Consider the following 13,272-nt stretch of genomic DNA (forward strand, 5'->3'; position numbering starts at 1 on the left):
TAGATTTTACTAAATATATTACTGAATTAACATTATTAAACTTGATCTGCCATTTCTTCTGATCTTAAGTTATAATTTTACTAATGCCATTTGATTAATTGCAACTTCAGCATTGCTATCTTTAAGTAAATTTGCGGGACTACTATAATGATATGTGATTGCAGCAACAACAAGACAACAAACTCCAATTCCTATCCCTACCGCTAACATTCCTGAGTAGACTGCAATAGCTACTCCTAAAGCAACTCCTACTACTGCTAACATAGAAGCAACTATGATAGAAGTATTACTACACTTAATACGAAGCTCATTTAGTTTATCTAATGCAGGAGTACCATCTTTATATTTTAACTCTCTTATATTTTCACATTTGTTAAGCAACTTCCAAGCATAACTTAACCTTGACGCTTGACCATAAAACCCCTTCTCAACATATTCAACCAAGAGATCAAACGGAGTTTCACCTTGGTCATTTTTAACATAAAATCTCGCACCTGCACTCACAAGTGATTCAACTTTGCAAAGCATTGACTTATCGGAGTGCAACTTTCTTAAAGCATGATGTAGAGCTGTATCCCCACTTTCATCTTGATAGTCAATTTTATTTTTATGTAAAAAGCAATCAAAAATCTCTTCATTGCAATCGCTTGTCACGATATTTTTTAAAGTAATACTTGAAATTTTTATGTTATTTTCAACTAGGAGAGCTAGGGCTTCTTTATGGTTACATTCAACAATAGTATCTACTAATCTATTCAACGCAGGAGTACCATTTAAACCTTCCGGTATAACTTTATCTCTACCAAGTAACCTCACAACTAAATCTAACCTTTGCAGTGGATTATACAAAGAATCAAAGAGAGAATTAAAAATTCCATTATCATCATTCCTCTTACTATAAAGCCAATCCCTAAAATACTTTCTGACATAGCCAACCAAGAGATCAAATGGAGTTTCACCTTCTTTATTTTTAACATCAAGCCTTGCACCTTTACTTAGAAGGAATCTAGCAAAACTTTCATATTCATAATGGTTATAACTAACCTCTTTTAAGGCATAATGTAAAGCTGTGTTACCGTCTTCATCACTTAAATTTGAAATCTGTATGTTATTTTTGGCCAAGAGGTCGAAAATTCCTTCGAAACGATACTTGGCAGCAAGTTCTACCAGTTTATTTAACGCAGGAGTACCTTCTAGTTTTTTCAGTTCATCGGCTTTACAACAACCGAGCACCACCAAAACATTATTCAATCTTTCTATTGCTTCTTCCTTAGAAGAAAATTGTTTAGCATAATTAACCAAGAGATCAAATGGAGTTTTATCTTCGTGATTTTTAGTATTAAGCTTTGCACCTTTACTAAGAAGTGACTCGACAAAACCTTGGTATTTCTTCGATTCATCCCAAACAAACCATTCTAATGCATGATGTAAAGCTGTATTTTCTTCTTCATCTTTATAGTTGACATCTAGTTTATCTAAGTATCTACTTAAAAAATAATCAAAAAACTTTTCAGATTTGCATTCGGAAGCATATCTTAAGATGGCGTTTGATGATATTTTTGTCCTTTCTTCAAAGAGCTTAAAAATTTCCACATGATCGTATGCAATAGCAATTTGCACTAAAGATATAATGTCATCAGGAGCGATTGTAACTTCCCTTACTATAGAAGAACACTCTTCAAATGCACCTGAATGGATCTTGTAGCACAAATCTACACAAGTGGAATAATATCTTATATCTAATTCATTAATTTCTTCAATTTTGTTTATTCCATTTATTTGCTGTTTAACCTTCTCATTTCTCTCTTTCTCTAACTTGATATATTTATGATTATATACATTAAATATTTCTAAAAAAGTGTTATGTTGTTTGATTCTTGCAATAAGTTCAAGTTGCCTTTTTTCTAGCTCATAAAATTTTTTAAGAATCTCTCTAAATTCTTCTTCCCATGGAGACTTCCTCTCATAAGTTTGTTGACTAAAATCCTCTCCCATATCGTACTGGTTTCTGCTTGCTTTATCAGATAACACGTTGTATGCTACTGATATTTGCTTGAATTTTCCCAATTTCTCTTTAAGCTCAGCCATTTGACCTTCTTCCGACTGTGATAGTAGCTCTCCGTCCTTCTTTTTTTTCTCTAACCTATCTAACTCTTGCGCTTCCTTATGCAATAATTTATCTGGATGAAGCTTAAGTGCCAATTTGTGATATGCTTTTTTTATCTCATCGTGAGTAGCATCTCTTTTTACTCCTAATATTTCATAATAATCAGGCACTTGTTTCTCCACTATTTTTATACATTTTTGATTATACCACTAATACCACATCTTTATGAAAGCACGGTACTGACATATAAACATTTTAGCAAATATTGTAATAATTGTCAATTTATTAACAAATTGAGTGAAAATTTGTAGAAAAATGAGTTGTGAAAATGAAGGTTTAGAATTATTCCAACAACAGATTAATTTATATATTAATATTGCTCAACTTTACAGCATAATCAGTTAGCATAATTTCCACAAAGCTACAGAAGAGTTGTTTATGGTAATTGAGGAGCTACAACCGCATGACGTCTGCCATTAATCACTATTTCACTTATTGCAACTGCTGCAAAAACAAAACAATAATATACTTTTGTTAGTACGATGATAGGTGACAGAGAGGCAATGCTGCTTGCTAGTAATACGTGAGAACCATAAGGTAAGATACTTTTTGTGATAGAAGTAAATATCTCTAATAAGTACGCACTACGGTGTGGTGCAATGTTATATCTTTGTGCAAGTCTTTTCGCAATATTACTAGTTAATAAAATAGCAACAACATTGCTGGAAACTAAAATAGTAAACATAGATGATATTCCTGCAATCATAAGTTCAGCTTGACTTCTTGTGAGATTCACCTCATCGGTGAATTTATCTATCTTTTTCTGACTATATTCGTACATTAAGTGGCTTAATCCACTACTGAAAAGAATAAATATCATTACCTCATTCATCTTATTAAAACCCCTACATATATCATGAGAATAATCAATAATAGAATAATCAAAAAAAGCTATTCCTAATATTCCAGCAACAACCATATTAACAGCTAATGTTACCAGTGTGTTTATTTCAAATAAACCCATAATTATTAAAGATATATAAGGGATAATTTTGACTATGGATAAATAATTCAGACTTGAGATAGAAACAACTTCTGTACTATTTGAAATTATTACTAGATAAATAAGTATTATAAGACCTGTAACAGATCCTGTCTTGAAAGTGAGTTTTATTTTATCCTTTACTGAAGCTCCTTGTGAAGAAGTAGCAGCAATAGTAGTGTCAGATATCATTGAAAGGTTGCTGCCAAACATAGACCCACCTATCACAGCTCCAACGCCCACCGCACAATCAAAAGCTCCATTTTGTGCTAGATTCACAGCTATTGGTGTTATAAGTGCAATAACTCCGATTGATGTGCCTATTGCACTTGCAATAAACGCAGAAATTAAAAACATTCCAGGAAGTAATAATTGTGCTGGAAGAAAGCAAATAGTTAAGCTAGCAATAACATTTATACTACCAAGCGATTGAGTAACAGTAGAAAATGCCCCAGCAAGGAGAAAAATCAAACACACGGTAAGAGTAGTTTTATTCCCCATACCTTTTATAAGAGTATCAACGCTATGCTGAATTTTGTTTTTATTGAATAGAATAGCAAAAAATAATGCTGGTAATAAGCAAACTAACGGTGAAATTTGATGAAGAGGATTACCAAGTCCGATAAAAGAAAAATAAATACCACTTCCAAGGTATAAGGCTAGAAAGATAATAAGAGGAAGAAATGAAAACACTTATCGTAGTTGAACAAACCAGAAATATACTAGAATAAGCTATTTTAAGCAAATACTAATACAGTGTTTTTCTAATAATTTTGAACATCTTAAGCCATCTACTTTTGAATAAATTCCATTTGCATTTCTTGTATACTATCCTCTATTTGCTTTATTTGTTCTATTAGCCTTTCCTCTAAGTCAAAATTACCGCCCAGCCTTGCTTTAATTTTTTCTTCTTGTAATATATTTAATTCTTTCCGTAATACTATGTTATTCCAGACAGTTTCTGCCGATCTCTTCTCACTTAATTGACTATTTAGTACGCTAGTTTTTTCAAATATAAACTTTATAACACTAGACTCCTGTAGCAGAATTTCTTTATTAAAGTTGCTCTCACTAGTTACCATATTAATTACGCACTGTTGTAATTTTTTCATCTCATTAGTAAATTCGAAATGAGAAAATTGCTCAAAAAATATAGGACGGTTCAAAATTTCAGGAAATTCTACGGCTATACGCAAAATTATGGCCTGATTTTGCTCTGCTTCAATTAGCTCTGGAGATTTATTGTAAAGATACTCACCTTTTGTTGCTTTGCTATTAAAAATCAGCTTTTTAAAGTTTCTTCTTAATTCACTGACCTTATTGTAAAAATAATCTCTATAATACCTTCTAATACTGCTGTTACCGATAGCATTGACATATTTCATGAACTTGTGCTCAAGAATTGAATATTTTTCCGGAGCAAATTTTTCATAATTTTGCAAATTGCTACCAATCATGTGATGCCATAAATATTCAGAGTGCAGTTCTGTTGAGCGGTTAAAAGCGGATAGTACATCTTCCGTCTTATATTCTAGTTCATTGCATATATCGTATGGGTCCTTGTTGCTTGGCAAAGTCACGAACTTCAATGTGTATCCAGGCTCCAGTATCGGCAGAACAAGTTCTGCAATTCGAATAGCAGCATGACATCCAGGACTATCGCCATCCATACAGATAGAAATTTCTTTAGCAAGTTTCCAAAGATTTTTTATCTGCTCTGCAGAAATTGCGGTACCAAGCGGAGCAACTGTATTGCTAATTCCCGCTTGATGTAGTGCTATTACATCCATATATCCTTCAACAACAAATAGATGCTGTTTTTTGCGTATTTCACTCAAAGCAAAGTTTAATCCATATAAATTTTCTCTTTTCTTAAAGAGCTGACTCTCTGGGCTGTTTAGATACTTCGGCTGTTGCTCAGAGTTCAGCGCACGTCCGCCAAAACCAATAACTTTGCCCGTGATGTTGTGTATAGGAAATATCAGCCGATCATAGAAATAATCACGAAAATTCTTATTTATTAACCCAACATCGATCAAAATCTCGTCTTTAATACCAGAGGAGTTCAAATATTCCTTCAAGCCAGAACTTGGTGCATAACCTATCTTAAATTTATCTATGATTTTGAGTGAGATCTTGCGCTGCCTTAAATAAGCCATAACACCTCGATTTTTCTGCGCGAACCAACTTGCAGCTAAATTCAGTGCTGAAAACAGTTTGTCATTTTCTTTAGCAAAGCTGAGGTTTTTGGGTAACTCAACACCTGCAACAGATGCCAATTTTTCCAACGCTTCCTTAAAACTTAAGCCCTCAGTTTGTGAAATAAATTCAAACGCATCACCATGAGCTGAGCAACCGAAACAGTAATATAAGCCCTTAACATTGCTGACCGAAAAAGATGGAGTTTTTTCGTTATGAAATGGGCAGAGTCCAACAAAACTATCTCCTCTTTTTATTAACCTAACTTTTTTTCCTACTATGTCGGACAACAATAATTTTGACTTTATAATATCTATATGATCCATTTTACCGAATGAGTAGTGGTAGGATAAAAATTATATAGAATTTATGCATATCTGACTCGAAATTTATTCAGAAAGATCAGGAGAGCTTGACAAAAAGCTCAAAATAAATTACCCATATAAATACCCTTAAGTTGCAATTTCTTATATGTCAGATGTGATATCAGTTGCTTCAGACCACGCAGGTTATGAACTAAAATCAGAAATAAAGACTTACTTGGAAACTTTAGATTATACAGTGATAGACCGTGGCTGCACTGCTGAACAAAAGAGTGTAGACTACCCTGACTATGCTGCTGAAGTTGTAGAAGATATAACAAACAAAAAAGCAAATTATGGAATATTAATTTGCGGTACAGGTTTGGGCATGAGTACTGTGGCAAATCGTTTTGAAGGAATCTACGCTGCTTTATGTAATAGTGTTGAGATCGCAAAATTAGCTCGCGAGCATGGCAACGCGAATATACTTTGTCTTGGTGCAGGGTTTACTGCGAGTGGATTAGCAAAAGACATAGTCAAACAATTCCTCGAAACAGAATTTTCAAAAGAAAGTAGACATAAAGAACGCCTTGATAAACTTAGCAATATTAGCAAGAAAAAAACCACAAAAACTTATAATGAAGATGAAATATCAAAATTCGCTAAAATAGCAGGTGAATGGTGGGATGAGAATGGCAAGTTCAAGCCATTGCACATGATGAATCCTGTGAGAGTATCATACATCGTTGAGAAAATAAAAGAATTAAAAAAATGCGATTTAAAAGAACTATCATTGCTCGATGTTGGTTGTGGTGGTGGCATTTTGTCAGAGTCAATGGCGCGTATTGGTATTAGCGTTGCAGGAATAGATGTATGTGAGGAAAACATAAAAGTGGCACAGTCGCATGCGAAGAAAGTAGGGTTAAATATAGAATACACACACACTAGCATTGAAGAGCTAAGCAATGACAAGAAGTATGACGTGGTTTTGTTGATGGAAGTGGTTGAACATGTCGATAATTTAGAGTTTTTCATGAAAAAAGCAATAGAGCTGTTGAAGCCAGAAGGGCTAATTTTTATATCGACGATAAATAGAACTATTAAATCCTTCTGTCTTGCAATAGTCGGCGCAGAGTACATATTAAACTGGCTGCCAAAAGGCACACATAATTGGAATAAATTTCTCAAGCCATCAGAAATTGCAAATCATCTAAGAGAGAACAATGTAACACTACAAGATATGACTGGTATGGAATATAATGTAATAAAGCGTGAATGGAACTTGACCAAAGGTGTGGATGTTAATTATATACTTTGTGGAAACGTTGTAATTTGAAATCTCATTCAAGTACTAGAAGGTAATGCAAATATTCTAGGCAGTTTTACTTTACTTAGCAGCTAATTTATCATATGTATTTCCATAGGGTATCGCTATATTAGAATATGTTACAATTACTAACCTTACTTGCTGTTATCACTTCGGTTGTATTCTTTGGTCATCTAGTTCCAATGGAAGTGAAAACCTTCTTGTATTCAATAAGCCTTAGTATAAAAGAGATCTTACTATTTATAATGCCTTTTATTGTTTTTGCATTAATCTTTAGTAGTGTTAACAATCTTAAGCAGTCGGCTATAAAGTTTATATTGTTACTTATTATAACGATTTTCTTGTCGAATCTAGCTTCAAGTTTAATAGCTTATTCTGTTGGGCATTTCATCACACAAAACACTTATTCAATACAAGATATAACATATGAAGAAACAATTGTTCCTTTATGGTCATTTAGGATACCTGCATTGCTTTCTAATTTTTATGCCCTTGCTTGTGGATTTGTGTTAAGCATATTAGTGTCCACAATATTACCAAAAAAAAGCAAAGAGCTCTCGAACAAAATGTTAGATTTAACTCTCTTTATTTTGAAGACATTTTTGACGCCAATTATTCCAATGTTTGTACTTGGTCTTGCTTTAAAAATGGAACATGATCAGGTTTTACCCATAATATTTAAGGATTACTCAATAATTTTTATTATTATATCATCTGCAACCTACCTTTATGTTTTTCTCTTATATGGAGCAGCAAATTCGTTCAAGATCACAAGCTGGATAGCTAGTATAGGTAATATGATACCAGCATTTATTACTGCAATGAGCACAATGTCTAGTAATATAGCTATGCCGCTTACTCTTGAAGGAAGCAAAAAAAATGTAAAGCAGCATGATATAGCATCGTCTGTTGTGCCAATAACCGCTAGCTTTCATTTAGTAGGTGATTGCTTTTTTATTATAATACTATCAATGATAATGACTTTTGGTGGTGCATTGTCTGCAACAGACTATGTGACTTTCCTTCTCTACTTTCTGTTATTTAAATTTGCTATTGTTGCAGTTCCAGCGGGAGGGATTATGGTAATGTTGCCCGTTCTTGAGAAGTATCTTAAATTCTCCCCAGAGATGCTTTCATTAATTACAGCATTGTATATAGTGTTTGACCCAATAATAACTTCAGCAAATGTTATGGGTAACGGTGCGTTCACTATGATGTTTACAAAGCTCTATGATAAGCTTAAGTGATGTCCATTCTAGCAATTAATACTGTAGGTGCTGGTAGTTCAATAGCAGTAATTGATTACGATGGTAATTGTTTTGTAGAACGCAATTCTGCAAACAATAGTCATGCAGAATCATTTTTTCAAATACTGAATACTTTGTTTGGTAAGCATAATTACAGCTACGATAAAATAGACCATTTAGCAGTGATAGTTGGACCAGGAAGTTTTACTGGAATCAGAGTTGGTATATCAACTGCACAAGGTATAAATCTTGCTACAAATAAGCCGTTATATGGGGTTAGTGCGCTGGAAGCTCAAGCATATGCAATATCGCTACTTTGTGCAAATAGCAAAAAAAATATTAAAGCTATAATCGAAGATGATCAAAAGTTTTATACGCAGTTATTTGATTTCAATTTGTTACCGCTATCAAATCCTGCTGTAGTAAGTGAACTCCAGCCTGAAACGCACTGCATTACATATATGGATTGCAGTTTACCAAAGTTGGATGCTAGCCATGCAGGGCTATTAGTCCGTTATAGACTAAAAAATAAACAAAAATTAAATGGAGTTGAGGCTCTATATTTAAATGAGCCTCAGTATATGAAATCGTTGCCTATTGCGTAAACACTATTAATTCGGCCAAGTTTGTACATCTGACTTACTATTTCTTCTGCTACTTCTTTTATACTCATATTTGAATTTTCTACCTCTATAGCATTTTGTGGTACAAATAAATCTTCCTCCCTAAATTTAATACTATTTATATTAGTAACCTTCCTATTTTTTCTTTGCTTTTTTGATATAGTACGCTCTTGTAATATCAATGGATTGCACCTAAGTACTATAGGTTTGTGCTCATTTTTTTACTAAGTTCTACTACTGAGTTATATATTCTTATGTTGTAATCATTATTTTTAATTAATTCATCAACAAATATATAATTTTTTGAGTCAATAGGATAGGCTTCTATTGCCTGAAACATAACATGTGTAGTGTTATATATTCTATCTCGAGCTTCTTTGGAAGTTTGATTATATTCAAGTCCACTTACAATTACTGCATTTATCATACTAGATAATACTATTGCTGTAGAAAGTTTACCACTTCCTGGAAGACCAGTGATATATATGAAAAATTTTGTTAGCTGTTTTTTTATGTCAATATTTACCATATTATTTTTAATATTAAAACCTACACTTATAATAACATAAAAACGAGGCTTTAAAACATATGAAATATTACATAAAAAGTCGTTTTTATAGTTAAAATACTATTTAATCTAGAAATGTAACCTCTAATCACCTAAGGCAAATAAAAGTGCTTAGTATTTTAATGTAGGTTCACCTTTTAGTTTGTAATAAACTTTTTTTCACGTATAAATCTTTAGAAAATTTTAGTCAAGAGCTATGTTATTAACAAATAGTGAGTTGAAAAGAGACCTAGTTAACGCCTATCAAATTTTATCTTATCTTAAATTAGATGATCATACGTATACTCATCTCTCTGTACGTTCTGAAGATAAAAAGTCATTTTATGTTTATCCGTTTGGTATACGTTTTTATGAAGTAGATGAAAGTTCATTGATGAAAGTATCGTTTGATGGGAATATAATTGAAGGCAAAGAATATCAATATAATAAAACTGGCTATGTAATCCATGGCTTCATTTATCAAGCAAGGAAAGATATTCAAGCAATTTTTCATCTACATACACCTTCTATTGTAGCAGTTTCTTCTCTCAAGGATGGATTACTCCCAATAAGTCAGTGGGCGCTGCACTTTTATAATAAGGTATCTTACCATGATTATAATTCCCTGGCACTTGATGATACAGAAGGAAAAAGATTAATAGCTGATTTGAAAGAAAATTTTGTAATGTTAATGCGCAATCATGGATCTATAACATGTGGTCAGACTATACAAGAAGCAATGTTTTATACGTATCACTTAGAGCAAGCTTGTAAAACTCAATGCCTGACGCTAGCAATGAATAGGGAGTTGTCAATTCCAAGTGAAGAAATTTGCTCAAAAGCCGTAAAGGATCTTCTGTCTTTCGAAAGCAATCTTGGTGAGAGAGACTGGCACGCATGGGTTAGGTTGATTAAAGGTAAGTTATAAAAGTTTCTGACTCTTCGATAGATATTAGATTTCTTGCATAACCAGCCAGTCTGAAATCCAATAATGGTTTCATACGCTGTAATTCATGTAAGAAGTCTAATGTCTCCATCTCTACTTAAGTTAACACTATAATGCACCCCATAAACTAGACCAAAAAAAAATGGTTGATCCGAGTAGGAAGGTAAAGGGGTAAAAGTATGGCAACAAAAAAATATGAACCAGAGTTAAAAGCAAAGATAGCTTTGGAAGCAATAAAAAATCAAAAAAGCACAGCTGAGATATGTAGTGAATATAAAATACCATCAACAAATCTATATGATTGGCGTGATAGAGTATTGGCAAGGTTAAAAGACCTATTTGTTGAAGAAAGTGAAAGTGCGAGAAAACAAAGAATCTTAGCGCAAGAAATAGAAAGTTTACATAAAGTAATAGGAGAATTGACAGTGGAAAATAGCTATTTGAAAAAAAAATTACTGAAATAAGCAAAAAAGATAGAGTAAGGTTTATAGAAAAAGATTCTGATCTGTCAATTAGGAAACAGGCTGATTTATTGGGGATTTGCAGATCTAGCCTATATTATAGGCCTATAATTAATAACGAAAGTGAAGTAGCAAATTTGATTCAAGAAGTATATTTGGCTTCTGATTGCCGTTATGGATATCGTAAAATTACTGCTGAAATCATAGCGAGTGGAGTAGTAGTCAATCACAAAAAAATCTTAAGAATTATGAAAAAAATGAAGATTAGTGGGCTGTATTGTAGAAAAAGATGTAATACAAGTATTAAAGAAAAAAAGCATAAAATATATCCTTATTTACTCAAAGATTTGATTATTTGTAGAGTTAATCAGGTATGGGCTACTGATATAACATATATTATGGTAGAAGGTAAGTTTATCTATTTTGTGGCAATAATGGACTTGTATAGTCGCTATATTATTGCTCATTCATTATCACCATATCTCGATGCTGGATTTTGCCTTTATACTCTCAAAGAAGCTCTAAAACAAGGTAAACCTGAGATTTTTAATAGTGATCAGGGGGTGCAGTTTACTAGCTACAACTTTATTATGGAATTAGAGCGTGCTAATATTAAAATCAGTATGGACCATAAAGGACGTTGCTTCGACAATATATTTGTTGAGCGCTTATGGAGAACTTTAAAGCAAGAAGCTATATATTATTATAGACCAAATAGTATCAGAGATTTAAATCTTATAATAAATGATTTTGTTGCTTGGTATAACTATAGAAGGCGACATCAGACTCTACATTATAAAGTTCCTGCTGATCTTTATTATCATAAACAGTAAATGAATATATTGATAAATACTTTAAATGTGTGTCGACGTATTTATCAACATATTCATTTTAAAAATCGGATCACTTTGAAAAAAATGGTCTAGACAAATGGGTGCATTATAGATCTCTTGCATAACTGGAATTCAAAAGTTCCAGCGCATGACCAGATATTTCTTATTGGATCCCAGTTGTATAGTGTTTAATACTAAATTAACTACTAAAAACGTACAATAGTAATATATTAATTAGCTAGGGGGTTAAAAATGGGTATAACCAAATTTGTATTCGGTTTTGATAAATCGGATGTAACAGCATTGCAGGAAAGTCAAAATATTGATGCTAAAAAGTTTCAAGAAGTATTTAGCGCATTAAAAGAATGGCAAGAAGCTCAAAAGATAGATGCTAAACAGTTTGAAGAGGTATTTAGTGCATTAAAAGAGTGGCAAGAAGCTCAAAAGATAGATGTTGAGCAGTTTGGAAAAGTTTTTAGTGCATTAAAAGACAAGGTTGGTACTAAGCAGTTTGAAGATGTACGAAAAATCGTACTAGGGGACGAGGAAAACCCAGGACTATCTAAAACAGTATCTGATCACACGGGACAAATTGCAGATTTGACAGAAACAGTAGCAGATCAAGAAAAAACACTACTAATTTGTGCCATAGTCAGTGCTGTTGCTGCAATAGCAGTAACTAGTTTCGTTGCATTCTGTATTTATCAAGGAGTTAAGCTTGATAGGGAAAAGAAAAACGACTCATCTAAAGATACACCAACAAATGAGAAGTTTAGTGTCGATAGTGCTGAAAAACTAAATAATAGCTTAGAAAAGTGCTAACCTCTTCTTGAAAAGGTGTTACAAAATTTGTAACACCTTCCACTTCTTTTAGATTTTGCAGGTTTTGGTAGTAAATTTTTTAGAAAGATGTTTGTATTATAAAGTTAGTAGAGATTCTGATTTACTTGAAGTTTATTAATTGGTATCTTTTAAAGCACAATATTCACTATAGTATGCTTAAGATCTTTTCTAAAGTTTTATTTATATTAATACTTTTGGTTTCTAGTTTCTTTACTGTACATAATGTTGAAGCTAAGTCTAAAGTGAAGCTTAGTAAAAGGTACATACCTCCTGGTAATCCTGGTGGTACAAATTTTCATGCAGATGAGGAATTTGCTGATTCATATAAACTATATGAAAAGCGTAGGGAGATTCTCAAGAAAAGAAAGTTACAAGATCTAGCTATAAATAAAGAAGATCTAATCAAAAAATTAAAAGAAAAAAAAATTGCTAGCCTTGATAACGAGCCAAACAACGTGGGAGCTTGCATAGTTGAAGATGGGGAGGATGCTATGATCAATCAGCATGGTATTAATCTTGCACGTTTAAAGGGTGCTGTATTTATAGATCAAGAGCCAGTTTCTCAGTATGAAAGTAAGCAGCATAAAAGTGAACAACAAAAAGGGAAAAAAGTTACTTCAACACGAGAAAAAAAAGTTTCCCCTATAAATGTTACTATAAAAGAAAGTCCATCAAGAAGAACGTGCTCTCATGATTCTATTACTGATCTAAATAGAACACCACAAAATAGTTTAAATGGTTCAAGTTCATTTGGCAGTGTAGTTGACACAGTAAAATAGTGTCGCGATTAATAAT

10 protein-coding genes and 2 pseudogenes are annotated in these 13,272 nt (G+C 32.7%); 7 read left to right on the top strand and 5 right to left on the bottom strand.

The features are described 5' to 3' along the window. Positions 1-69: 69 nt before the first annotated feature. The 4 genes and pseudogenes from OOK99_RS02300 to dnaG all read right to left on the bottom strand — a co-directional run bounded on the left by OOK99_RS02300 (position 70) and on the right by dnaG (position 5,674). On the bottom strand, positions 70-1,995 hold the full coding sequence (locus OOK99_RS02300) for an ankyrin repeat domain-containing protein (RefSeq protein ID WP_264720228.1): 1,926 nt from the start codon (positions 1,993-1,995) through the stop codon (positions 70-72). Beyond that, positions 1,975-2,277 (bottom strand): annotated as a pseudogene (locus tag OOK99_RS07130) (DnaJ domain-containing protein); the annotation flags it as partial. The gene OOK99_RS02300 and the pseudogene OOK99_RS07130, both read right to left, overlap by 21 nt. Positions 2,278-2,543: 266 nt before the next feature. Then, positions 2,544-3,842 (bottom strand): Na+/H+ antiporter NhaC family protein, encoded by a 1,299-nt coding sequence (locus OOK99_RS02310; RefSeq protein WP_264720058.1) that lies wholly within the window; start codon positions 3,840-3,842, stop codon positions 2,544-2,546. A 98-nt stretch (positions 3,843-3,940) separates the two neighbouring features. Continuing rightward, positions 3,941-5,674 carry a DNA primase gene (dnaG, locus tag OOK99_RS02315; RefSeq protein ID WP_264720059.1) on the bottom strand — a complete coding sequence of 578 codons (1,734 nt, stop codon included), beginning with the start codon at positions 5,672-5,674 and terminating at the stop codon, positions 3,941-3,943. Between the two features lie 145 nt (positions 5,675-5,819). Here dnaG and ubiG point away from each other — a divergent pair, with 145 nt between their 5' ends. The 3 genes from ubiG (at position 5,820) to tsaB (ending at position 8,829) form a co-directional block, all read left to right on the top strand. After that, positions 5,820-6,986: a bifunctional 2-polyprenyl-6-hydroxyphenol methylase/3-demethylubiquinol 3-O-methyltransferase UbiG gene (ubiG, locus tag OOK99_RS02320; RefSeq protein ID WP_264720061.1), complete on the top strand. Its 1,167-nt coding sequence runs from the start codon at positions 5,820-5,822 to the stop codon at positions 6,984-6,986. A 107-nt stretch (positions 6,987-7,093) separates the two neighbouring features. Further along, positions 7,094-8,224, top strand: coding sequence for a dicarboxylate/amino acid:cation symporter (locus OOK99_RS02325; RefSeq protein ID WP_264331070.1), 1,131 nt, complete (start codon positions 7,094-7,096; stop codon positions 8,222-8,224). Next, positions 8,224-8,829, top strand: a complete 606-nt coding sequence (tsaB, locus tag OOK99_RS02330) for a tRNA (adenosine(37)-N6)-threonylcarbamoyltransferase complex dimerization subunit type 1 TsaB (protein ID WP_264331069.1) — start codon at positions 8,224-8,226, stop codon at positions 8,827-8,829. The genes OOK99_RS02325 and tsaB overlap by 1 nt, the downstream gene beginning before the upstream one ends. Here tsaB and OOK99_RS02335 read toward each other — a convergent pair. Continuing rightward, a pseudogene (locus OOK99_RS02335) lies at positions 8,799-9,376 on the bottom strand (adenylate kinase family protein). The gene tsaB and the pseudogene OOK99_RS02335 overlap by 31 nt on opposite strands. Positions 9,377-9,611: 235 nt before the next feature. Here OOK99_RS02335 and OOK99_RS02340 point away from each other — a divergent pair. From OOK99_RS02340 to OOK99_RS02355, 4 genes are all read left to right on the top strand, one after another. Beyond that, positions 9,612-10,322, top strand: coding sequence for a class II aldolase/adducin family protein (locus tag OOK99_RS02340; protein WP_139686912.1), 711 nt, complete (start codon positions 9,612-9,614; stop codon positions 10,320-10,322). A gap of 197 nt (positions 10,323-10,519) precedes the next feature. Next, a protein-coding gene (locus OOK99_RS02345; RefSeq protein ID WP_214303219.1) for an IS3-like element ISWpi17 family transposase occupies positions 10,520-11,634 on the top strand; the annotation gives its coding sequence in 2 pieces (ribosomal slippage) (positions 10,520-10,793 and positions 10,793-11,634; 1,116 coding nt in all). Between the two features lie 252 nt (positions 11,635-11,886). Beyond that, positions 11,887-12,456 (top strand): hypothetical protein, encoded by a 570-nt coding sequence (locus tag OOK99_RS02350; protein ID WP_264720062.1) that lies wholly within the window; start codon positions 11,887-11,889, stop codon positions 12,454-12,456. A 173-nt stretch (positions 12,457-12,629) separates the two neighbouring features. Beyond that, complete coding sequence (locus OOK99_RS02355) at positions 12,630-13,256, top strand: TRP75-related protein (RefSeq protein ID WP_143689617.1); 627 nt, start codon at positions 12,630-12,632, stop codon at positions 13,254-13,256. The last annotated feature ends 16 nt before the right edge of the window (positions 13,257-13,272 follow it).

Source organism: Wolbachia endosymbiont (group B) of Eucosma cana (assembly GCF_947250645.1).
In the GTDB taxonomy this organism is placed as follows: domain Bacteria; phylum Pseudomonadota; class Alphaproteobacteria; order Rickettsiales; family Anaplasmataceae; genus Wolbachia.